22 protein-coding genes are annotated in these 22,983 nt (G+C 55.7%); 10 read left to right on the forward strand and 12 right to left on the reverse strand.

What is annotated here, in order from left to right; translation table 11 throughout:
- The first annotated feature begins 76 nt into the window (after positions 1-76).
- Positions 77-1,216, forward strand: a complete 1,140-nt coding sequence (hemW, locus tag MPRO_RS02310; RefSeq protein ID WP_067286461.1) for a radical SAM family heme chaperone HemW — start codon at positions 77-79, stop codon at positions 1,214-1,216.
- Between the two features lie 18 nt (positions 1,217-1,234).
- Here hemW and MPRO_RS02315 read toward each other — a convergent pair whose 3' ends face one another.
- The 6 genes from MPRO_RS02315 to lptM are packed head-to-tail and all read right to left on the reverse strand — an operon-like array spanning position 1,235 to position 5,806.
- Positions 1,235-1,960 (reverse strand): HAD family hydrolase, encoded by a 726-nt coding sequence (locus tag MPRO_RS02315; RefSeq protein ID WP_067286463.1) that lies wholly within the window; start codon positions 1,958-1,960, stop codon positions 1,235-1,237.
- Positions 1,953-2,855 carry a tyrosine recombinase XerC gene (xerC, locus tag MPRO_RS02320; RefSeq protein ID WP_067286465.1) on the reverse strand — a complete coding sequence of 301 codons (903 nt, stop codon included), beginning with the start codon at positions 2,853-2,855 and terminating at the stop codon, positions 1,953-1,955. The genes MPRO_RS02315 and xerC overlap by 8 nt, the downstream gene beginning before the upstream one ends.
- Complete coding sequence (locus MPRO_RS02325; RefSeq protein ID WP_067286467.1) at positions 2,855-3,541, reverse strand: DUF484 family protein; 687 nt, start codon at positions 3,539-3,541, stop codon at positions 2,855-2,857. Before MPRO_RS02325 ends, xerC begins: the two co-directional genes overlap by 1 nt.
- Complete coding sequence (dapF, locus tag MPRO_RS02330; RefSeq protein ID WP_067286475.1) at positions 3,538-4,368, reverse strand: diaminopimelate epimerase; 831 nt, start codon at positions 4,366-4,368, stop codon at positions 3,538-3,540. The genes MPRO_RS02325 and dapF overlap by 4 nt, the downstream gene beginning before the upstream one ends.
- 14 nt (positions 4,369-4,382) lie before the next feature.
- Entirely contained in the window at positions 4,383-5,642 is a 1,260-nt protein-coding gene (lysA, locus tag MPRO_RS02335) for a diaminopimelate decarboxylase (RefSeq protein ID WP_067286477.1), read from the reverse strand.
- Between the two features lie 14 nt (positions 5,643-5,656).
- Complete coding sequence (lptM, locus tag MPRO_RS25390; RefSeq protein ID WP_216821216.1) at positions 5,657-5,806, reverse strand: LPS translocon maturation chaperone LptM; 150 nt, start codon at positions 5,804-5,806, stop codon at positions 5,657-5,659.
- A gap of 110 nt (positions 5,807-5,916) precedes the next feature.
- On the opposite strand from lptM, the gene cyaY reads away from it, so the two are divergent.
- A complete protein-coding gene (cyaY, locus tag MPRO_RS02340; protein ID WP_067286479.1) occupies positions 5,917-6,240 on the forward strand; it encodes an iron donor protein CyaY in 324 nt (107 codons plus the stop codon).
- A gap of 633 nt (positions 6,241-6,873) precedes the next feature.
- On the opposite strand, the gene waaA is transcribed toward cyaY, so the two are convergent.
- Both waaA and msbA (MPRO_RS02350) read right to left on the reverse strand, forming a co-directional pair.
- Positions 6,874-8,154 carry a lipid IV(A) 3-deoxy-D-manno-octulosonic acid transferase gene (gene waaA, locus MPRO_RS02345; RefSeq protein WP_067286481.1) on the reverse strand — a complete coding sequence of 427 codons (1,281 nt, stop codon included), beginning with the start codon at positions 8,152-8,154 and terminating at the stop codon, positions 6,874-6,876.
- A 3-nt stretch (positions 8,155-8,157) separates the two neighbouring features.
- On the reverse strand, positions 8,158-9,918 hold the full coding sequence (gene msbA, locus MPRO_RS02350; RefSeq protein ID WP_067286483.1) for a lipid A export permease/ATP-binding protein MsbA: 1,761 nt from the start codon (positions 9,916-9,918) through the stop codon (positions 8,158-8,160).
- A 189-nt stretch (positions 9,919-10,107) separates the two neighbouring features.
- On the opposite strand from msbA (MPRO_RS02350), the gene lpxL reads away from it, so the two are divergent.
- The 6 genes from lpxL (at position 10,108) to MPRO_RS02380 (ending at position 15,999) form a co-directional block, all read left to right on the forward strand.
- Positions 10,108-11,034 carry an LpxL/LpxP family Kdo(2)-lipid IV(A) lauroyl/palmitoleoyl acyltransferase gene (gene lpxL, locus MPRO_RS02355; protein WP_067286485.1) on the forward strand — a complete coding sequence of 309 codons (927 nt, stop codon included), beginning with the start codon at positions 10,108-10,110 and terminating at the stop codon, positions 11,032-11,034.
- A 176-nt stretch (positions 11,035-11,210) separates the two neighbouring features.
- On the forward strand, positions 11,211-12,281 hold the full coding sequence (rfbB, locus tag MPRO_RS02360; protein WP_067286487.1) for a dTDP-glucose 4,6-dehydratase: 1,071 nt from the start codon (positions 11,211-11,213) through the stop codon (positions 12,279-12,281).
- Positions 12,282-12,357: 76 nt separating this feature from the next.
- Positions 12,358-13,236 (forward strand): glucose-1-phosphate thymidylyltransferase RfbA, encoded by an 879-nt coding sequence (gene rfbA, locus MPRO_RS02365; protein ID WP_067286489.1) that lies wholly within the window; start codon positions 12,358-12,360, stop codon positions 13,234-13,236.
- Positions 13,233-13,775 (forward strand): dTDP-4-dehydrorhamnose 3,5-epimerase, encoded by a 543-nt coding sequence (gene rfbC, locus MPRO_RS02370; RefSeq protein WP_067286491.1) that lies wholly within the window; start codon positions 13,233-13,235, stop codon positions 13,773-13,775. The genes rfbA and rfbC overlap by 4 nt, the downstream gene beginning before the upstream one ends.
- A 2-nt stretch (positions 13,776-13,777) precedes the next feature.
- Complete coding sequence (gene rfbD / locus MPRO_RS02375; protein ID WP_067286494.1) at positions 13,778-14,659, forward strand: dTDP-4-dehydrorhamnose reductase; 882 nt, start codon at positions 13,778-13,780, stop codon at positions 14,657-14,659.
- 170 nt (positions 14,660-14,829) lie between these two features.
- On the forward strand, positions 14,830-15,999 hold the full coding sequence (locus tag MPRO_RS02380; RefSeq protein ID WP_067286496.1) for a nucleotide sugar dehydrogenase: 1,170 nt from the start codon (positions 14,830-14,832) through the stop codon (positions 15,997-15,999).
- Positions 16,000-16,086: 87 nt separating this feature from the next.
- Here the strand turns inward: MPRO_RS02380 and msbA (MPRO_RS02385) are convergent, their stop codons facing one another.
- Positions 16,087-17,847, reverse strand: a complete 1,761-nt coding sequence (msbA, locus tag MPRO_RS02385; protein WP_102136253.1) for a lipid A export permease/ATP-binding protein MsbA — start codon at positions 17,845-17,847, stop codon at positions 16,087-16,089.
- A gap of 283 nt (positions 17,848-18,130) precedes the next feature.
- On the opposite strand from msbA (MPRO_RS02385), the gene MPRO_RS02390 reads away from it, so the two are divergent.
- On the forward strand, positions 18,131-19,201 hold the full coding sequence (locus MPRO_RS02390; RefSeq protein WP_067286561.1) for a glycosyltransferase: 1,071 nt from the start codon (positions 18,131-18,133) through the stop codon (positions 19,199-19,201).
- 343 nt (positions 19,202-19,544) lie between these two features.
- On the forward strand, positions 19,545-20,453 hold the full coding sequence (locus MPRO_RS02395) for a GT-D fold domain-containing glycosyltransferase (RefSeq protein WP_067286501.1): 909 nt from the start codon (positions 19,545-19,547) through the stop codon (positions 20,451-20,453).
- Here the strand turns inward: MPRO_RS02395 and MPRO_RS02400 are convergent.
- Genes MPRO_RS02400 through MPRO_RS02410 form a run of 3 tightly spaced genes read right to left on the reverse strand, consistent with a single transcriptional unit; the run spans position 20,438 to position 22,895 of the window.
- A complete protein-coding gene (locus tag MPRO_RS02400; RefSeq protein ID WP_082708402.1) occupies positions 20,438-21,298 on the reverse strand; it encodes a glycosyltransferase family 2 protein in 861 nt (286 codons plus the stop codon). The two genes, MPRO_RS02395 and MPRO_RS02400, sit on opposite strands and share 16 nt — an antisense overlap.
- Positions 21,288-22,337: a capsular polysaccharide export protein, LipB/KpsS family gene (locus tag MPRO_RS02405; protein WP_067286505.1), complete on the reverse strand. Its 1,050-nt coding sequence runs from the start codon at positions 22,335-22,337 to the stop codon at positions 21,288-21,290. The genes MPRO_RS02400 and MPRO_RS02405 overlap by 11 nt, the downstream gene beginning before the upstream one ends.
- Positions 22,338-22,340: 3 nt before the next feature.
- Positions 22,341-22,895 carry an acyltransferase gene (locus MPRO_RS02410; protein ID WP_067286506.1) on the reverse strand — a complete coding sequence of 185 codons (555 nt, stop codon included), beginning with the start codon at positions 22,893-22,895 and terminating at the stop codon, positions 22,341-22,343.
- Between the last annotated feature and the right edge of the window lie 88 nt (positions 22,896-22,983).

The raw sequence follows: 22,983 nt of genomic DNA on the forward strand, positions 1-22,983 counted from the left end.
GGCGGAATGCGGTTCCCTCATTCACTTCAAGGGGAATCGGCCATCGCTGTTTTTCCTCCTATGAAGCCCTGATCCCATGTCTCTGCAGCTGCCGCCCCTTTCGCTCTATATTCACATTCCCTGGTGCGTACGCAAGTGCCCCTATTGCGATTTCAACTCCCACGCCGCCAAGGGCGAACTGCCGGAAGCGGACTATGTTGCAGCGCTACTGGAGGATCTGGACACAGAGCTGGCCGATGTACAGGGACGCAGCATCGACACCATTTTTATCGGTGGCGGCACCCCCAGCCTGTTTTCAGCCGCGGCAATCCAGCAGATTCTGAGCGGCGTCGCCGCACGTACCCCCTTGTCTGCCAAGGCCGAAATCACCATGGAAGCCAATCCTGGTACTTTCGAGCAAGAGCGCTTCGCAGGTTTTAGGGCCGCCGGTGTCAACCGCCTGTCCATTGGTATCCAGAGTTTCAACGACACCCAACTCAAGGCACTGGGGCGTATCCACAACGCCGATGAAGCCTACCGTGCCGTCGCCAGCGCCCGGGCCATCGGTTTTGACAACATCAACCTGGATCTGATGCACGGTCTGCCACAGCAAGACCTGGCCGGCGCCATGCAGGATCTGGATACAGCCCTGTCACTGCAGCCCGATCACCTGTCCTGGTACCAGCTCACTATAGAACCCAATACCGAATTCAATGCCCGCCCGCCCAACCTGCCGGTGGATGAAGTGCTGTGGGAAATTCAGGAGCACGGCCAGGAGAAACTGGCCGCAGCGGGCTTTGCCCAGTACGAGGTGTCAGCCTACGCCCGCGACGGGCGCCAGGCGGCACACAACCTGAATTACTGGGCCTTTGGCGACTATATCGGTATAGGTGCCGGCGCCCACGGCAAGCTCACCCGTGCTGCAGACGGCCACATCATGCGACGCTGGAAGCAGCGCCAACCCGCCGCCTATATGGATGCATCCAAACGTCTGGGGGGTGAGAACGCCATTGTTCAGGATGAACTGGCCTTCGAATTCATGCTCAATGCACTGCGACTGGTGGACGGCGTGCCGCTGCAGCTACTGCAGGCCCGTGCCGGCATAAGCCCGGACAGCATCCGCATACAGCTGGACCGAGCCATAAAGCAGGGGCTGCTACAGGATGATTCGGCCCACATACGGCCGACCCATCAGGGCCGGCTGTTTCTGAACAACTTGCTGGAAATGTTTCTGTAAGCTCAGAACTGAGCGCGATTAGAGCGTCACGCGACCTGCGGCCTGTTCTGCGATTTCGATCAGCGCCTGGGGGATTTCATTCAGCGCCCGCACCGTTTGCGTCGGTGCCGGGCCTCCGGGCCAGACCTGATCGTTGAGATTAACCCAGATGGTCCAGAAGCCTGCATTGTGCGCGCCTTCAATATCGGCCACCGGGTTATCGCCCACATGCACCACCTGCTCGGGACGCAGCCCGGCATGCGTCAGCGCCTGCTGGAACATCAGCGGATGGGGCTTTTCCTGGCCCGTGCTTTCGGCACTGAACTGGAAGTCGAAATAGTCACCCAGCCCTACTCGCCTTACGTCGGCATTGCCGTTACTCAGGGCACCGATCAGCAGATTACGATCGCGCAGGACCTTCAGCATCGTCAGTGCATGCTCGTAGAACTCCACCTGATGACGTCCCTCCAGATACACCTCGAACGCCTGCAACGCCAGCGCCTCGGCCTGCTCTGGCCCGTAACCTGCCGTGCGCATGCCCTCCTGCAGCAAACGCAGGCGAATCTGAGTCACGTTGTGGGAGATCTCGGGGTAGCGCGCCAGCACCTCATCGCGCATGCGCGGCAGATCAGCAATGCTGAACTGACGCACAAAAAGCTGCGCATTGCGCTGCAGCCAGTCGAACAGCGAGTTATTTGCTATGTCGATTACAGGATCAATGGCCCAGAGGGTATCGTCCAGATCGAAGGTGACACACTTAATCATCTTTTTTGCGCGCTCTTGGATGGGCCCTGTCGTAAACATCGGCCAGATGCTGAAAATCCAGATGCGTATAGATCTGGGTCGTGGCGATATCGGCGTGTCCCAGCAGCTCCTGTACCGCGCGCAGATCACCGCTGGACTCCAGCAGGTGGCTGGCAAAGCTGTGGCGCAGCCGGTGTGGGTGCACCTTGCCGTCGGTGGCCTGGTGCAGCCCCCAGTGCTCTAGGCGCAACTGCACAGCACGGGTGCTGATACGGTTGCCGCGTTTGCTGATAAAGAGCGCCGGCTGCTCGCCGCGCAACAGACTGCCTCGCTGTCCCAGCCAGACATCCAGTGCCGTCAGGGCCTTGCTGCCGACCGGCAGCATGCGGGTCTTGCGCCCCTTGCCGGTCACTACCAGGCTGGCATCGCGAAAGTCGATATCCCCCAGATCCAGACTGACGAGCTCCGCCAGACGCAGACCGGACGAATATATAAGTTCCATCATGGCACAATCGCGGGCAGATACGGCATCGGTCACCGGAATCTGCATCAGATGGGCCGCCTGATCGGTATCCAGTGTTTTTGGCAGACGCCGGGGCGAACGGGGGGCACTGATACCCAGCGCAGGGTTCTGCTGGCTCAGGCCTTCGCGATTAAGAAAGCGATAGAAGGAGCGGATGGCCGACAGCAAGCGCTGAATGCTTTTACCGGCCAGACCCTCGCGGTGTGTTTCGGCGATAAAGGCACGCAGATCCCGCGGCCTTATACTGTTCCAGTCACTCAGGCTGTTCGCCACGGCATAGCGTAACAGCCGTTCGATATCGCGCCTGTAGTTGTCCAGCGTGTGCCCGGAGTACTGCCGCTCGGTACGCAGATAGCGTACAAAGGCATCCAGCACATCCGGATTGGGCGACATCAGCCCCGGCTCAGGATACGGGACAGTACCCGGCTAAGCACTTCGCCGACATAGCACAGGAACAGGGTGCCCTGGCTGCTCTGAAAGTAATGCGGATCATAGCTGCCGATCGCCAGCAGGCCCAGGGTTTCACCCTGCACCAGCGGAATAACCGCCGCCGACTGAATCCGAAACGCCTGTTCCTGAAATACGAACAGATGCTGCGGCTCCGGCAGGCGACCGCAGCTCGGCAGATTGGTCCCAAGCAAGGGCTCCAGTCCCAGGGCATCGGCCGCACTCAGCCAGCGCGCGGCGCCACTTTCTTCGCCATCTCCGAGCAGCATCAGCGTTGTAATATCGCCCTGAAAATCACGACACAGGCTCTCATCAATGGCGATGGCGACATCATCCAGGGTTTCAGAGCCCAGCAACGCCAGTACCATGCGCTTGGTCTTCTCGAACTGCACATCGTTGTGACGCGCAACGTCGATCAGATCAGACAGATGGGTGCGCAGTTGCTGGTTTTTCTCACGCAGTACGCCGGTCTGACGCGCCACCAGCGACACGGCGGTGCCGGTTTCGTGGGGCACGTAGAGCTTTTCCAGCAAACCTGAGTGACGGGAAAAGTAATCCGGATTCTGCGCCAGATACTCCGCCACCTGCTGCTCGTCGAGCCCATGCGGCTCATCTTTGGCCTGATCGGTCATATGAAAATCTGCCCTTCGTAAACGGTTTCCGCAGGGCCTGTCATCAGTACGGATGAGCCCTCACCTGCCCAGCGAATCTGCAGCTCCCCGCCTGGCAGATGCACGCGTACATCATCACTAAGCAGGCCGCGCAGACGTCCGGCCACCACGGCCGCGCAGGCACCGGTGCCGCAGGCACGGGTTTCGCCCGCACCGCGCTCATACACCCGCAGCCGAATTTCGTTCTCCGACAGAATCTGCATAAAACCGATATTGGCCCGTGCCGGGAAACGTTCGTGCTGCTCCAGCAGCGGCCCAAGAGTTTCCACCGCAGCGGTGCTGACATCGTCCACCAGCAGTACGCCGTGGGGGTTGCCCATGGACACCGCGCTGATATCGAGCCACTGATCAGCCACTTCAATGGGATAAGTCGCCTCAACGCCGTCCGCCATAAAGGGGATTTCAGCCGGCACCAACTCAGGCGCGCCCATATCGACTTCCACCTGACGGTCTTCCAGCACCCGCAGTATCGCCTTGCCCTTGGCGGTCTCAACGCAGATCACAGGCTTGATGGTCAGACGCTTGTCACGCACAAACTTGGCGAAACAGCGCGCACCGTTGCCGCAGTGCTCCACTTCAGAACCATCGGCATTATAAATACGGTAGCGAAAGTCCATCTTCGGGTCCGTCGGCGGCTCCACCAGCAGCATCTGGTCAAAGCCGATGCCAAAGTTGCGATCCGCCAGGCGGCTCACCAGCGCGGGAGTAATCTTGGCACGCTGCGTGACAAGATCGACCACCATGAAGTCGTTGCCCAGGCCGTGCATCTTGGTAAAACGTACCAACATAGCTGTTTCGCTTCTCAGTAATTGTCTTTGGGCAGCAACTGCTCACCGCGCAGCAGGTCACTGATGCTTTCGCGCTTGCGTACCAGATGCGCCTGATTATCGCTGACCATGACTTCGGCCGGGCGCGGCCTGGTGTTGTAGTTGGAGCTCATGACAAAGCCATAGGCACCGGCCGAGCACACCGCCAGCAAATCGCCGGGCTGCAGATTAAGCTCGCGATCCTTGCCGAGGAAATCGCCGGTTTCGCACACAGGCCCTACCAGGTCATAAGTCTTGCTGTCGCCTTCTTCACGCAGCGTCAGCGGCACGATTTCCTGATAGGCGCTATAGAGTGCCGGACGAATCAGGTCGTTCATGGCGCCATCGATAATGGCAAAGTTCTTGTCGCCGTTGCTCTTGAGGAACTCGACCCGCGTCAGCAGGACACCGGCATTGGCGGCGATGGAACGGCCGGGCTCAAAGATCAGGCTCAGCGGACGGTCACCCAGTTTGTCGAGCACTGCCGCTATATAGTCGGCGGCAGAGGGCGGCTGCTCGTCGGTGTAGCACACGCCCAGACCACCGCCCAGATCCAGATGTTTGATCTGGATACCATCCTCCGCCAGCTCGTCCACCAGCACCAGCAGACGATCAAGCGCATCCAGAAAGGGGCGCAGTTCGGTCAGCTGGCTGCCAATATGGCAGTCCATGCCCACGATTTCGATACTGGGCAATTCCGCCGCCCGGCCATAGACGCCGCGGGCGCGCTCGATGGCGATGCCAAATTTGTTCTCTTTGAGACCGGTGGAAATATAGGGGTGGGTGCCGGCATCCACGTCCGGATTGACGCGAAAGGACACTTTGGCCGTCATGCCCGTCGCTGCAGCAACCTCGCTGACGCGCTCAAGCTCGGCTTCAGATTCAATGTTGAAGCAGTGAATACCCAGTTCCAGTGCACGACGAATTTCGTGTGCCTGCTTGCCCACACCGGAGAAAACCACCTTGGAGGGGTCACCACCGGCCTTGATCACACGCTCGATTTCGCCCAGCGACACTACATCGAAGCCCGCGCCCAGGCGCGCCAGTACATTCAGCACCGCAATATTGCTGTTGGCCTTTACGGCAAAGCACACCAGTGCATCACGTCCTTCCAGGGCCTGGGCGTAACCCAGGTAGGCGCGTTCCAGCGCATCACGGGAATACACATACAAGGGTGTGCCATATTCTTCAGCGATACCCTCGAGGTTCATTTCCTCGCAGTGCAGGCGCCCATCGCGGTACTCAAAGTTATCCATCAATCTGTCCGTTATCAGTTCTGTGCGGGAGCCGGCGGCTGAGCCGATGTCTGCGAGGCGGGGGCAGCGGGATCAATCTGATCCGGCATATAGAGCGCACCCTTGTTGCCACAGCCAGCGAGCAGCGCGAAGGTTACGAAGAGCATCCAGTTCCAGCGTTTCACGATTGCAGCCCCTATTCCGGCGATTCCAAAGCAGCGATTATACCCGGGATGAGTAGCGGCAGAAACTCGGATATACTGCCGGGCTCCAAGCACTGCGGAACCACAGACCGATGACCGAATCAGAATTCAACGACCGCGTCGATGAAACCCTCATCACCCTCGAAGACCTGCTGGAAGATGTCGACAGCGATCTGGACATCGAGAGCCATGGTGGCATGCTCACCATCGTCTGCGAAAATGGCAGCCAGGTGATCTTCACCCGCCAACCACCGGTCAAGCAGCTCTGGGTCGCAGCGCGCAATGGCGGCTATCATTTTGACTTCGATGAGTCGCTGGAACGCTGGATACGCGATACCGACAAGGCTCCCCTGGCCGATGTGCTGAGCGAAATATTCCGCCTGCAGGCAGACGTGGACCTGACGTTTCCGTTCTGAACCCAGCGTGCTGAATCAGCCGCCTGGAACGAAATGGGGGCAGGCAATCCGAAGCGGCTTTTGTAGAGTGCCCGCAGGGTGCTGATGAGCGAAGCGAATCGCACCGTTTACCCAAGCGAATCGCACCGTTTTTTTTCGAGTCCGTATTTCGCCTGTCGGCGACCTACTTTACTTGTTACGCGACAAGGACTTTCTACAAGGGAAAGTGTGCAAAGAAAGCACGCCCCGATGAAGCCTTTTCGCTGCCCCCTGAGCCCCTGCGGCGGGCTGCGCTGAAGGTACATCCATGTACCTCATCGCAGGTGTAACAGTCCCTGTTGCACCCCTTCGGGCCTGATCGCCGAATGACCTCAGTGCTCGCTGGCATATGGCCATGGATGGCCGGTAGCCAGAAAATGCAGGAGCAATTTTCTGCTCATAAGGGGGAAGCAAGAGCCGCTCTGACATATCAGTGGGATCTCCAAGCCTGTATGTAGGGTGCTGATGAGCGAAGCGAATTGCACCGTTTACCCAAGCGAATTAAACCATTTAAGGTGCCACAGCCGCAGTGCGGCCGTTCGCCGCCATGCCGGATGGCATAAGTGAAAAAAGCTGGAGTCCTGCGCGTCCTGGATCGGGCTAGTCGGCGGGCTGTTAGGATCTCAGCAAAGTTTCCTCAACCTGCTGATACAGGCGCTCCAGCGCTCCGCGGTTTTGCGCCACAAAGGCCTGGGCGGCAGCGCCCTGCTGCTGGCGTTGCAGAGGATCCGTCAGCAACTCCCGCAGCGCCTGGGCCAGTGCCGTTTCATCGGCCACCCGTGTCAGCCCACCGGCACTATCCAGCGCATCGCATATCGCCTGAAAATTAAACACCTGCTGCCCCATCAGTACGGGCTTGCCCAATGCTGCTGGCTCCAGCGGATTGTGTCCTCCTCTGGGCACCAGACTGCCACCAACAAAGGCAATATCCGCCGCGGCATAGAACCCCATCAGTTCACCCATGGTATCGCCGAGATAAACATCGACGGAACCTGTCTGCGGCGCTGATTCGCCATGTCCTGCCACCGAGTGTCGCGCAACCGACCAGCCGGCCTCCAGGCAGAGTCGGTGCACGGGCTCAAAGCGCTCCGGATGACGCGGCACCAGCACCAGTAGCAACGCCGGAAATTCGCTGCGCAGCTGCTCCAGCATGCGCAAGAGCGCGGCATCTTCCCCCTCATGGGTACTGCCTGCGACCAGTACCGGGCGATCTCCCCAGCACTTGCGCAAGCGGGTACCGGCTTCCAGCCATTGCGGCTTAGTTTCAATATCAAACTTGATACTGCCACTGACGGTCAGTTGCTGTACCGACAGACCTAGCTCGACAAAGCGCGCACCGTCATCGCGATGCTGCGCCACAACCTGACTCAGACATTGCAGCATCGGCCGCGTGAGCGCCGCAAAGCGCTTATAACCTTTGGCCGAGCGCGCCGACAACCTGGCATTCGCCAGCAATACCGGCACGCCAGCTGCCTGGCAGCTGTGTACCAGATTAGGCCAGAGCTCGGTTTCGACGATGATGCAGCCGCGTGGCCGGGTGCGGCACAGAAAACGGCCCAGGGCATCGGGCAAATCCCAGGGGCAATAGGCATGCTGCACCCGATCGCCAAACAGCGCGCGAACGCGTTCGGAACCTGTAGGTGTGGTGGTCGTCAGTAACAAAGGAAAGTCTGGTCTGCGGGCCAGCAGCAACTCCACCAGCGGTGCAATGGCCACAGTTTCACCCACAGACACAGCATGAATCCACAGAGGGCGATCGTTACAGGGCGCCACAAAACCAAGACGCTCACGCCAGCGGCTGCGATAGGCCGGAGCGCGCCGCCCGCGCCACCAAAGCCGCAGCAGGATAATAGGCAGGGCCAGGTACAGCAGAGTCGTATAGAGCAGACGCGCCATCAATCAGTTGTCCGCGAACTGCATGCGATGCAGCTGGGCGTAGGCACCCTCGCGCTCGATCAGCTCTGCATGGGAACCCTGCTCGACAATACGCCCCTGATCCAGCACCAGAATCATGTCCGCCTTCTCAACGGTCGAAAGTCGGTGAGCAATGACCAGAGTCGTGCGTCCCTTGATTACCTGATCCAGCGCATCCTGAATATGCCGCTCGGATTCCGTATCCAGGGCCGAGGTGGCTTCATCCAGAATCAGTATGGGGGCATCTTTCAGAATGGCCCGGGCAATGGCGATGCGCTGGCGCTGGCCGCCGGAGAGCAGCAAACCGCTTTCCCCGACTTCGGTGTTGAGCCCGTGCGGCAGGCGGCGAACAAACTCCATCACATGGGCCGCCTCAGCTGCCGCCTCTATCCGCGCCTCGCTGCAGGCGGCCATGGCACCGTAGGCAATGTTCTGTGCGATGGTACCGTTGAACAGTACAACCTGCTGATTGACCAGGGCAATCTGCTCGCGCAGATTACTCAACCGATACTGTTCCAGCGGTATGCCATCCAGCAGAATCTGCCCCGTCCAGCCATCACCGAAACGCGGCAACAGGGACGCCAGGGTCGACTTGCCACTGCCGGAGCGCCCGACCAGCGCTACCGTCTGGCCCGGGGCTATCTGCAGCTCAAGATCATGCAATACAGGGTCGGCATCCACGCCATAGCGAAAACCCACCTTGTTAAAACTCAGTTCGCCCCGTGCGCGATCCACCTGCTGCTGGCCGGTATCCTTTTCGGGGGCTTCATCCATAATCGAAAATACCGACTCGGCTGCAGCTATACCTTTTTGTACCTTGGTGCTGATATCGGTCAATTCCCGCAGCGGTTTGGTAATCAGCCCAGCCGCAGTAAGAAAAGCCACAAACTGCCCCGTACTCATGCCGCCCATTACGTCCGGGTGCATCGCCGTAAAGAGTAACCCCGCCAGCGCCATGGCAATCAGGAACTGTACCGTAGGCGTATTAAGCGACTGGGTCACCACCATTTTCATAAACTGGCGGCGATTGCGATCACTTGCATCATTGAAACGCTTGCGCTCAAATTCGGTGCCCCCGAAGATGCGCACAATCTGATAACCCTTGATAGCCTCGGACGCTGCGCTGGTTATATCGCCTACCGATTGCTGCAGACGCCGACTCAGCTTGCGCATGCGTTTGGAGGCAATGCTGACCACCACGGCTATAAAGGGGGCTGCCGCAATAAAAATCAGCGTCAGCTTCCAGTTCAGGTAAAACAGGTAACCGAACAGACCGATCACGGTAAGACCTTCACGCAGCAGCGTTTTGATGGCATCGGTGACGGCGCCCGTGACCTGCTCGACGTTGTAGGTCAGCTTGGCCAGCAGCTCGCCACTGGAATTCTGCAGATAATAGCTGCTGGGCAACGCCAGCATCCGCTCGAACAGATCCGTGCGCAGACCGTGCACCACCTGGCGCGCCACATGGCTGATGCTGTAGTTGCCGACGAAGGTCCCCACACCACGCAACGCAAAAATACCCAACACCGCCAGCGCCAGTACACCACGCTGCTCCAGGTCACCTTTTTCGACCGCATTTACCACGTGTTCAAGCCATTTGGCCGACAGTGCCTGGGAGGCACCATATACTCCAAAGGCCACAAAGCTGACGACGAAAGCAAACCAGTAGGGTTTTACATACACCAGCAAACGGCGATAAATCGCCCAGCTGCTGAATTCGGTTGAGGCTGACTGTTGTTTGCTCATCAATGATCGCATCGATTCCGTTGTTTTCGATGCACATTATACATGGATGACTAAATCGGGAGCCGTCGAATGCCCTGCAGTTTTTTATCAGGAGTTAGACCCCGATCAACCCTTGAACGCGCGGTTTGCCGATCGGACCGCGCAGCCGTAAAATGCAGCCCATCTCCCGGCTAAAAGCATGGTAAGCACATGGCGCGCAAAGACCAACCACAGCCCCCGTACTGGCATCCGCGTTTCTGGCTGACCTGGCTCGGCATGGGGCTGTTATGGCTACTCAATCGCCTGCCCTACAAGGCACAACTGGCGCTGGGCCGAAGCTTCGGTAACCTGCTGTACTGGGTCGCCCGTGAGCGCAGACATGTCGCACAGGTGAATGTACGCCTGTGTTTCCCCGAGCTGGATGCCGCTGCACAGCAACGCCTGATAAGGGATATTTTTCGCAATAACGGCATAGGCGCATTCGAGACCGCCATGGCCTGGTGGTCCCCCAAAGACTGGTTCCGGCGCCGTACTGTGCTCAAGGGCCGCGAGCATATGGATGCCGCCCTTGCGAAGGGTAAGGGTGTCATACTACTGGGCGCGCATTTCTCGACGCTGGATCTCGGGGGCCTCCTGTTCTCGGAGTTTTATCCGGCGGATGCCATGTACCGACGCCACAACAACCCGCTGATGGAAGACATTATCACCCGCGGGCGCGGGCGCTATTTTGGCCAGGCCATTGAGCGCTCGGACATTCGCTCGGTGATTAGGGCACTCAGGAAAAACCATATTATCTGGTACGCCCCTGATCAGGATTTCGGCCTCAAGCAATCGGTCTATGCGCCCTTCTTTGGTGTGCAGGCAGCCACCATCACGGCCACCACACGCATGGTGAAGCTAAATGGCTCCCCCATTCTGATGCTGGCCCAGCACCGCCTGCCCGATAACAGCTATGAGCTCGAACTGCTTCCGGTAATAGAACCCTTTCCCAGCGGCGATGAAGCCGCCGATGCGGCGCGTATCAATGCGGAACTTGAGCGCGCCATCCGCAAGGATCCTGCACAGTACATGTGGGTTCACAAGCGATTCAAAACACATCCCGAGGGGAAAAATTATCTCTACCGGAATATGGACTGAGATTTCTTGCCAGTTAACTTGCTGCGGAACCAGCGAAGTTAAAATCCCAGGCAGCCTAGACTTGTACCCCAACAGCCAAGGGAACTCATAGTAAGATGCTGTGCGGCAGCGTGACCATTCTGCAGGTTCTACACTTAGTATGATCCGCCCTTGTTAACCAAGCTCTGAGGCTTCAAGTGATCGAAAAAATATTAGTGACTGGCGGCGCCGGCTTCATAGGTTCAGCGGTAGTTCGCCACTTGATCGACAACACCTCCACTGAGGTCGCTAACCTCGACAAGCTCACTTACGCCGGTAATCTTGAGTCGCTGGCCTCTGTGGCTGACTCGCCCCGCTATCACTTCTATCAGGTGGACATCTGTGACGGCGCGGCGCTGGATGCGGCACTCGCCCAGTTCAAGCCTTCTGCCATTATGCATCTGGCGGCAGAGTCCCATGTTGACCGCTCTATCGATGGCCCCTCCGACTTTATTCAGACCAACATTGTCGGCACCTACAGCCTGCTTGAAGCAACACGCCGTTACTGGAGTGCCTTGCCGGCAGCACAGAAGAACGCGTTTCGCTTTCATCATATTTCTACCGATGAAGTATTTGGTGATCTGGAGGGCGTCGACGACCTCTTTAGCGAAACTACGCCTTATGCACCCAGCTCGCCCTATTCAGCGTCCAAAGCCAGCTCCGATCATCTGGTGCGCGCCTGGCAGCGCACCTATGGCCTGCCGGTGCTGGTGACAAATTGCTCGAACAACTACGGCCCCTATCACTTTCCCGAGAAGCTGATTCCCCACATCATTCTCAATGCCATTCATGGCAAGCCATTGCCGGTCTATGGTGACGGCGCTCAGGTCAGGGATTGGTTGTATGTGGAAGATCATGCTCGGGCGCTGGTGGAGGTGGTAACCAAAGGTGCTGTCGGTGAGACCTACAACATTGGTGGCCATAACGAGAAACGCAACCTTGAAGTCGTGCAGACACTCTGTGACTTGCTGGAGGAGTTGGCTCCCAAGAAGCCAGCAGGCGTTGCGCATTACCGTGACTTGATCACCTTTGTTAAGGACCGCCCGGGGCACGACCTGCGCTATGCCATTGATGCCTCCAAGATCGAGCGTGAGCTAGGCTGGGTGCCACAGGAAACATTTGAGACCGGTATCCGCAAGACAGTGCAGTGGTACCTCGACAACAGCGACTGGTGGGAACGGGTGCTGAATGGCGAATATCGCCTGGGTCGTTTAGGCGAAGAGGCCTGAATGTGTCGCCTTTAACAGCGGATTTATATCTGGCTTATTTTTTCGGCATTGTGAATTTTAATTCAAGGAGTTGTACATGAAGGGCATCATCCTCGCCGGAGGCTCCGGCACACGACTGCACCCGATTACAAGGGGCGTATCCAAGCAGCTGCTGCCGATCTACGACAAGCCGATGATTTATTACCCCCTGTCTGTGTTGATGCTGGCGGGTATTCGCGAAGTGCTGATCATTTCCACACCTGAAGACCTGCCGAATTTCGAAAAGCTGCTGGGGGATGGTTCTGAATTTGGCATTGAACTGACCTATGCCGAACAGCCCTCACCCGATGGCCTGGCCCAGGCATTCCTGATCGGCGAAGACTTCATTGGCGACAGCAATGTGTGCCTGATCCTGGGCGACAATATTTTCTACGGTTACGGCTTTAGCGCCATGCTGCGTGAAGCCGCCAGTCGCACAACAGGCGCGACTGTCTTTGGTTATCACGTCACCGATCCGGAGCGCTTTGGCGTGGTTGAGTTCGATGCCAGCGGCAAGGCCATGTCCATTGAAGAAAAGCCCAAGGCACCGAAGTCCAACTACGCAGTCACCGGCCTGTACTTCTATGACAACTCAGTGATTGAAATTGCCCGGCAGGTGAAGCCCTCACACCGTGGAGAGCTTGAAATTACCGATGTTAACAATGCCTATCTGCAGCGCGGCGATCTGCATGTGAGCATGTTCGGCCGTGGCTTTGCATGGCTGGACACCGGTACCCACGATTCCCTGATGGAGGCCAGTCACTTCGTGCAAACGATCGAAGCACGGCAGGGGCTCAAGGTCGCCTGCCTGGAAGAGATCGCTTATCGCCAGGGATGGCTCTCAGCAGACAAGCTGGCGCTCCAGGCCGCCGCACTGAGCAAGACCGGTTATGGTCAATATTTGCAAGGTTTGCTGACACAGGGGACACCCAAGTGAAAGTCATCGAAACCGCACTGCCGGGCGTCCTGATCATAGAGCCAAAGGTCTTCGGCGATCAGCGTGGATTTTTTGTCGAAACCTTCCAGGTAGAGCGTTATCGCGAAGCCGGTATAGAACTTCCCTTTGTGCAGGATAATCACTCGCGCTCACCGCGTGGGGTACTGCGCGGTCTGCACTTTCAGCGTACCCGGCCGCAGGGAAAACTGGTCAGCGTAAGCCGTGGCGCTGTCTACGATGTGGCCGTGGATATTAATCCGCAGTCGCCCAGCTGTGGCCAGTATGTCGGCGTTGAACTGACCGACGAGAACCACCGCCAGCTCTGGGTGCCGCCGGGTTATGCCCATGGGTTCTGCGTGCTGAGTGATTTCGCTGACTTTACCTATAAATGTACGGATCTGTATTTCCCTGAGGATGAAGGCGGGCTCATGTGGAACGATCCCGAGGTTAATATTCCCTGGCCTATCGAAGCACCCAAGCTCTCCGCCAAGGATCAGGCTAACCCGACACTGCGCGAACTGCTCGCACAAGGAACTTAGGCATGCGTGTTTTAATTACCGGTGCCCAGGGTCAGGTTGGTGCCGAACTCATACGTCTGGCTCCGGCTGAATTCAATGTCACGGGGCTGGGGTCGGCACAGCTGGATATCAGCGATTCGGACCAGGTTGCACGCACGGTGACCCAACTGCAGCCGCAGCTCATCATCAATGCCGCGGCCTACACCGCTGTGGATAAAGCCGAAAGTGACAGCGAGCGCGCCTATGCCGTTAACCGAGACGGCACAGGCCTGCTTGCCCAGGCCGCAGAGCGCGCCGGCATTCCGCTGCTACACATTTCCACCGACTATGTTTTTTCCGGCGATGCCCAAGCAGCCTATACAGAAGCCGACATCACAGCTCCCACCGGGGTCTATGGCGCCAGCAAACTGGCTGGAGAGCAGGCACTGGCCGAACACTGCAGCCGCTATATAACGCTGCGCACCAGCTGGGTATTTGGCGCTACGGGCAATAACTTCGTCAAAACCATGTTGCGCCTGGGCCAGGAGCGCAAGACTCTGGGCGTTGTTGCCGACCAATACGGAGCCCCCACCGCTGCCATAAGCATCGCCCAGGCCCTGTGGAAAGTCGCCCGTGACTACGCCGCCAGCGGCACCTTGCCCTGGGGGGTTTATCACTTCAGCGGCACTCCGTCCTGTAGCTGGCACGACTTCGCTGTTGCTATCTTCGAGCAGGCGCAGCAGTTGGGATTGCTGTCAGAATCCCCGCAGATCAACGCCATCACCACCGCCGACTACCCTACCCCGGCCAAGCGCCCTGCCAACTCAGTACTGAGTTGCAGCAAGCTGCAGCAAGCCTTTGGCATTGAACAACCCGATTGGCGGGCGGATTTGCATAGAGTGCTCGAAGCCTTGAAAAGCGCCTGATGCATGTATGCCCTGCGCACTTGCACTTTCGACAACCAGGCTGCTTACGTGCATATTCTGCCTGAACCCCCTCTGCGTCTTTGTCCACCGTTAACTGTTTACAACGTGGCAAGCGCACCTGGGTGCTATCATCCAGACTAAACGAGCTTACAAACAGGTACACATTGCGTATGAAAATTGCAGTTGCCGGAACCGGCTATGTAGGCCTCTCGAATGCCGTGCTGCTGGCACAGCACAACGATGTGGTCGCCCTTGATGTTATTGAAGAGAAGGTCGCACTGATCAACTCACGACGTTCACCGATCGTCGATATCGAGATCGAAGCCTACCTGCAGGAAAAATCACTCAACCTGCGCGCAACACTCGACAAGGCTGAAGCATACAAGGACGCCGACTTCGTCATTATCGCCACGCCCACCGACTACGACCCGCAGACCAACTACTTCAACACATCCAGTGTCGAAGCCGTTATCCGCGATGTAATGGAGATCAACCCGCAGGCTGTAATGGTGATCAAATCCACCATCCCGGTCGGGCATACTGCCGAACTTAAACGGACCTTAGGTACCAATAACCTGATCTTCTCTCCCGAGTTTCTGCGAGAAGGCAAGGCATTGCACGACAACCTGTACCCATCGCGCATTATCGTCGGCGAGCGTAGTGAGCGGGCCAAGACCTTCGCCACCCTGCTGCAGCAGGGCGCTATCAAACAGGAGGTGGCGACACTATTCACCGACAGTACCGAAGCCGAAGCCATCAAACTGTTCGCCAACACCTACCTGGCGATGCGCGTCGCCTATTTCAACGAACTGGACACTTACGCCGAATCCCACGGTCTGGACAGCCGACAGATCATCGAAGGCGTAAGCCTGGATCCGCGCATTGGCAGCCACTACAACAACCCGTCATTTGGCTATGGCGGCTACTGCCTGCCCAAAGACACCAAACAGCTGCTAGCCAACTACGCCGACGTACCGAGCAACCTGATCCGGGCCATCGTCGACTCCAACACCACGCGCAAAGACTTCATTGCCGAATCAATTCTGCGCCGTGAACCCAAAATCGTTGGCCTGTACCGCCTGGTAATGAAAGCTGATTCCGACAATTTCCGTGCCTCGGCAATTCAGGGCGTGATGAAACGGCTCAAGGCCAAGGGGATCGAGGTCGTCATCTACGAACCTGTGCTGCAGGAAAGCGAATTCTTCCACTCCGAAGTGATAACGGATCTGGACGCCTTCAAGACCCGCGTCGATTTGATCGTTGCCAACCGCATGACCGACGAGCTCCGTGATGTGGAAGCCAAGGTGTACACCCGTGACCTGTTCGGGGGAGACTCCTAACCCCTTGACTAACTCCCCGCCGCACCTTCCCGCGGCGGGTACTGTGACACCCTTCAACCCGAATTTCGTGCCAGGCAGTTCGCGCCCTCAGGCGTCCGCGAACTGCATACGATAGAGCGCAGCATAAGCGCCCCCCTGTTCGAGCAATTCCTGATGCCCTCCCTGCTCGACGATACGCCCCTGCTCCAGCACTACTATTAAGTCAGCCTTCTCGATGGTGGACAGACGGTGGGCGATGACCAGCGTTGTACGTCCGTCCATGACCTGCTCCAGCGCTTCCTGGATATGGCGTTCGGACTCAGTATCCAGTGCCGAGGTCGCCTCATCGAGAATCAGGATAGGCGCATCCTTGAGGATTGCCCGGGCGATAGCAATACGTTGCCGCTGCCCCCCCGAAAGTAGCAGCCCGCCCTCGCCGACCTCGGTCTGAAGTCCTTCGGGTAGCCGATCAACAAACTCCATCACATGCGCCGCCTCGGCCGCAGCACGCACCTGTTCATCACTGCAGTCCGCCATGACACCGTAGGCGATATTATCTGCAATAGAGCCGTTGAAAAGCACCACGTGCTGGTTAACCAGCGCTATTTGTTGTCGCAGATTATCGAGCCGGTACTCCTCCAGCGGTATGCCATCGAGCTCAATACGGCCGCTCCAGCCGGCATTAAAGCGCGGCAGCAGTGAAGCAAGCGTCGACTTGCCGCCACCGGAGCGCCCAACCAGCGCGACGGTTTTCCCGCGGGGGACATGCAGGTCGAGATCGTGCAACACCATCTCGCTGTCATCCCGGTAGCGAAAGCCAACCTTGTCGAAACTGAGTTCGCCGCTGGCACGCTGGACACTGTAGTGACCGTTGTCCTGCTCCGGTGCCTCGTCAATGACCGAAAACACCGACTCAGATGCGGCGATACCCTTTTGAATGACAGTACTTAGATTGCTAAGAGCCCGTAACGGTTTGGTGATCAGGCCAGCGGCCGTCAAATATGCAACGAAGGCGCCGGTACTCATGACGCCCATCACCGACGGGTGCATTGCGATATAGAGCAGACCCGCCAGTGCCATGGCGATTAGAAACTGCACCGCCGGCGTATTCAGAGACTGGGTGACCACCATTTTCATGAACTGGCGGCGATTTCGATCGCTGGCGGCATGAAAACGGCTGCGCTCGAACTCGGTGCCACCGAAAATACGGACGATCTGATAGCCCTTGATGGTCTCGGATGCGGCGCTGGTAATGTCGCCAACCGACTGTTGCAAACGGCGACTCAGCTTGCGCATCCGCTTGGACGCCACCGTCACGACAACGGCGATAAAGGGCGCCGCTGCAATGAAAATCAGCGTCAGCTTCCAGTTGAGATAAAACAGATACCCAAACAGACCTATGACCGTCAAGCCTTCGCGCAGAACCGTCTTGACCGCATTGGTGACAGCCCCGGTCACCTGATCAACGTTATAGGTCAGCTTCGCCAGCATTTCGCCGCTAGAACTGTGCTGATAATAGTCGCTGGGCAGCGTCAGCATGCGGTCGAACAACTCGGTCCTCAAGCTATGCACCACTTCGCGACCGACATGGCTGATGGCGTAGCTGCCAACAAAAGTACCGACGCCTCGCATCAGAAAAATGCCCAACACCGCCAGCGCCAGCAAGGTTCGTTTTTCCAGTGCGCCCTGCTCGATCGCATCGATCACGTGCTCGAGCCACTTTGCCGATAACGCCTGGGAGGCGCCATAGAGTGCAAACGCCAGGAAACTGATAACGAAGGCAAACCAGTAGGGTTTCACGTAAACCAGCAGACGCTTGTAAACCACCCAGCTGCTGTGCTCGGCTGCCGGTTGCTGTTGTTTATTCATTGAGACCCGCATTATTCCGTAATCACAGCCGCTCATTATACACAGACGACCCCACCCCGCCTTACTGCTCGGGACTCCCGGACCGGAAAAACCCACCACAGCCTATGTGGGTGCAGCGGCGCCTCAAGATGCTCTCAACAGGTGAAGCCAACTGCATCAATATCTGTCACAAATACAAGAGAGTCTGGCCTGTAAAATCCAGCGTTTGACATCCCTCCAGGCAAAAACTATGTTGGTGGCCCTCAGGCCACTGCTTCGAATAAAAAATAAACTCGGTGCCAGTATGAAGGTAATGCAGATTTTATTATCGCAATCAGAGGCAGGAGCCGAGACCTACTTTGAAAAAGTATCCGCTGCCTTTGCAACCGACCCCTCTATTGAACAACAATTAATCATCGAAGCCCAAGGATCCCGGGAAGCCCGCTTGCAGACTGCAGCGGTCACTTATCGGACGCTGCCTATGGGGATCTTCAGTAAACCCCTGTTGTACAACACCATGCTCAAACGTCATGTCGACACCTTTGAACCCGACCTGATTGTCACCTGGGTCAATCGCGCCTCACGCAAGTGCCCCCCCACAAAAGCTGTTGTCGTTGGACGACTCGGCGGATATTACGATATAGCCAATTATCAAAAATGTGATTATCTGATCGTCAATACACCCGACCTGGTACGCCACGTAGTCGAAAGTGGCTGGCCAGAAGAGCGAGTATCCATGATATCCAACTTTGGTGAGTTGCCGCCGGCGCTGAGTGTCGATGACCCTCTCCCAAGTATACCGGCGGGCCATAAAGTGCTATTGACGCTGGGCCGCCTGCATCAAAAAAAGGCTCAGGATACTGCGATACGAGCTCTGACGAAAATCCCCAATGCCACCTTGCTGATCGTGGGCAGCGGCGAACTTAGAGACCAGCTGGAGGCGCTGGCACAGTCCGAGGGTGTAGCCAAGCGCGTCCAGTTCCTTGGGTTGCGCAAGGACATTCACCACCTGTTCGAAATTGCCGACCTGTGCCTGTTTCCCTCCCGTTTCGAGCCTCTGGGAAATGTCATTCTCGAAGCCTGGGCGACGGGCACACCCATAGTCGCTGCAACAAGCACTGGGCCCTCATGGCTGATCGAGCACGAACACAATGGCCTGCTGTTTCCAGTAGATGACGCCGAGCGTTGCGCCGTCGAGGTCAACCGCCTGCTACATGACTCACCTCTCGCCCGGCAACTGGCTGAGAATGGCGCCAAAAAGTACCGCAGCGGGTTTTCCCAGCCCATCATTATGCAGCACTATAAGGACCTGTTCACAAAGCTGGTGACAGATAGGCGCAGCGGCAAGCTGGCTAAATCTCGCGCCCTACGCTGACATTCAAAGGCAGGTTTGCATATACTGTGCGCGGGCGGCAGCAGCCTAACTGATTCGGTACTGAGGCATCTGGGACTTGAAACTGCGTCTGGCGCTAACCTTATGTCTTGCTGCCAGGCAATTTGAAGCGAGCACGACTCAGCCCGCGACAGTAGCGATCTGGTTTGCACCTTAACCAAATCACTGCAGGTGACTGCCATAACCTGCGATTTAAAAGGCCTAAGCGAAGCACAGGTGCAAAGGCTCGAGTATGGCCAGCACTGCACGATTGAAACGGAGTTAGAGCGTTTCATTCGCCGACACAGAAACAACGACTATTACAGCTGAAGGACACTAACGGCGAATGTCTACGATTAAAAAGAAAGTACTGCGCGCTCTGTTTCGCAACATCGCTATCCTCGGCGCCCCGTTTATGCTCAGCGCCAAAGGTCGAGCTCGTTTTCGAGAGTACTTTGATGGTCGTATTATTTCGTTGTATCGCGATGATATCGAAACCTTCGTTGCCCGCTACCCCAGAGTCTGGAGTGAGGAAGATACGCTCCAGCATATTATCCAGCACCGTTCCAGTATTTGCCGCTTTGGTGACGGTGAATTCAAGCTAATGGTAGGTGAACGTCACAAATCATTCCAGGACGTCAACACTGCTCTGAATAACCGCATGCTGGAGGTGCTGCATAGCCGCGAACCTAATACCCTGATAGCGATCCACCCAGTGCGGGACTTCGACGGTCTGGGTCGAATTTGGCAAAAATTTATTATTCGCATTGGCCGCGAAGTGCTGCAGCTACTTGAGTTGGAGAGAGACTACCCTTCAATGGGCGCCTTTCGCGTCCTGCCGGATGAAAGCCGCGAAGCCCTGGTAGCAAGAATTCAGTTGATCAAGCAAATCTGGGACGGACGAAAAATACTGCTGGTAGTGGGTACCAACAGTCGCTTCACATTCGAAGAGGAGTTGTTCAATAACGCCCAATCCGTTGACTTCCTCTATGCGCCAGCTAAAAACGCCTTCAACGAATATGACGATATCGTCAAACGTATCACAGAGTATGACAAGGGTGAGTACCTCATCATGCCCGTGCTAGGCCCGACCGCGACAATTCTGGCCCACGACCTTGCACAGAGGGGTTATCAGGCAATTGACTTTGGACAAATGCCTGGCACTTTCCGGCGCGCCAAGCGCAAGCTATTCGGCAATGAGGCCTACATCATTGACGAGCTATTAATACCCAGAGAACCTCAGCCCCCTGAATAAGGGTTTCTCGCAGTACCCGGAGCTACCTGGGGTGTCATGCCGTCCGCCAAAAACGCAGCCTCACCGGTTTTAAAGGCACGGATGCCATCGCGAATAGCCCTATATTTGACCTGATCATAATGCCTACGGGCAATTAAAGCTTTCCACGCGTACATCCAATAGCGCCTGGCTAACGATTTCTTACCCTGATCCAGCTGATGCTTGCGGTAAAAATAGGAGCGGGACCAACCAAAGTGCCAGTTTTTCATATATTCAACCGCATCCGAGCTCCCGGATGACTGACCGGCAAGGTGCTCAGCATAGATTCCGGGCAGCAATAACACCTGATACCCATGGGCACGTGCACGCCAGCAAAGATCAACCTCTTCTGAAAACAGGAAGATCTTCTCGTCGAAAAAGCCAAGAGGCTTTAGCTTTTCCATATCCAACAGCATGCATGAACCGCTGATCGCATCTTTGGTTTCAGCTGGTTTATCATTCTGATAATGCTTGCGGCTAGTCGCCGGGCCGAAAATAGCACCCTGTGGATAACTGGAAGCTTGCAACAGAAGATCAGACACTTGCTGCTTAGTGATCAGAATATCGGGGTTAATAAGCAGAGCGTAGCGACTTTTTATATTTTTTAACGCCGCGTTGGCGGCACGTCCATAGCCAAAATTATGTTCCAGGCGCAATATATCTAGATGCGGAAAAGCTTTTTCTAGCTTCTCGACATCACCTTTTCTACTCGCATTATCAACAACAGTGACCTGCCTCGACATAGAATCAATAAAATCACCCAGGCAATCTAAAATCACGTTGGCACTGTTATAGGAGACAATAATAACCGTTATATCATTCATCATTAATCAAGCTGTATAGGTAGGACTGTTTCACGTACCGCTTGTTTGCCAGCTTGCGGCGATTCATTTGTCGCTTGACGAGTAGAAATGCCAGTCTTTTTTCGGCCTCTGCCGTATCAACAAGAGGCGCATCAAAGTCAGGCAATGGTTTATTAACATCCATTGAATAAACACAGCCGCCCGTCGATGCAATCCCTTCGCCAAGAGCAATAACTGTCTTATTATGCATAGCGGCTTGCAGTAAAACTGTCGAGTTAATACCTATGACCAGGCCTATCTCATCAAACTGTTTAAATAGATCAACAGACTTATCCTGGTATTCAACGTTAGCGAGAACAGGAAGGTTATCCACAGGTGCTCTCGGATGCTGACGAACGACAAATTGATACTGAGGGTAACTATTCGACAAGTATTCAACAAACGATCTCATCGTTTTAAATGGCGAAGAGTAGCGAATATTTGAATCATTTTCGTCCTGCAAAGGAACAAGTATTTTTTTTATTGTATCGGGAGGTTCAATTTTAAATTCAGAAACTTGTGAGAAAAAATGTAACCCAAGGTCTCGCCGAACAATCCGATTCCGCATACGCAAAAAATTCTGTCGATCTCGCTCAGTTATTATTTCACCAACAATCAATTTCTTGCTAAAACTAGCCTCGGCATTTGTCCCTTCATTATCGAAATATATACGATCACGTTGGGGAAACCATCCGGCCTCGGAATACAATACTTTGCAGTTAGAACTATATTCTTTGATCAAATCGGCCGTTTTTCGATCTGCATCCGTACGGCCTCCCCAAATAAAGCAAACGTCCGGTTTTTCTCTAATCAACAATTCAGGGAGGCCCAGCTCATTGGTCAGTACATAATCCTTACGCTTGAGACGTCCATGCACCGACTTCGGGTGCACATAGAAGCAACTTTCATGACCCAGCTTTTTCAAAGAACCAGCCAGCACCTGATAGGCTTTGGCAACATGCTTCCATCTTTCAGGGCGATCTGTGACGTGAGCGGCCACTGTAAAAAGAATTTTTTTATTCACGAATTACTCCCACACCTTTTTAATAACTCGCGCAGGAGAGCCGACAACGATGGAGTTACTCGGTATATCTGAATTAACCAGACTGTGTGCACCGATTATCACATCATCACCAATTTTAACATTATTAAGAATAGTCACATGACTACCTATCCATACGTTATTTCCGATTTCAATATCACCTTTATTCAAGGGTTGGTATTTGAAATCTTTACCTTTTTCACTAAAAGAGTGACTAGATGCAATAAAATTACAGTGAGAGCCTATGATCACATTACGCCCCAACGTTATACGGCCAGCAGCCTGAAACCAGTTATATACGCCGACCACAGACCCATCACCAATATCTATAATTCCTTGACATTCAAATACAGACCCGACTTTAACCTTCACATTATTTCTAAAATGCAGAGCGCCTTTCTTACCGAAGCTGATCACCACACCTTTTTGCAAGCGACAGGAAGGAGAAATCTCGGCCACAGAAGATTTTTTCTTTAGCTTATTATCTATAAGCACAGTCAGCTGCAAATGAATTTTTCTGATTTTTTCGACGATTTTCATGTTCAGGTCACGATGGTTTTATTTGCAGTACCATCTGCCCCTGTTCTACTGGCCGGATACAAAACAAATATTATTTGATATTCTGACA

This window comes from Marinobacterium profundum (genome assembly GCF_001528745.1).
Classification (GTDB): domain Bacteria; phylum Pseudomonadota; class Gammaproteobacteria; order Pseudomonadales; family Balneatricaceae; genus Marinobacterium_A; species Marinobacterium_A profundum.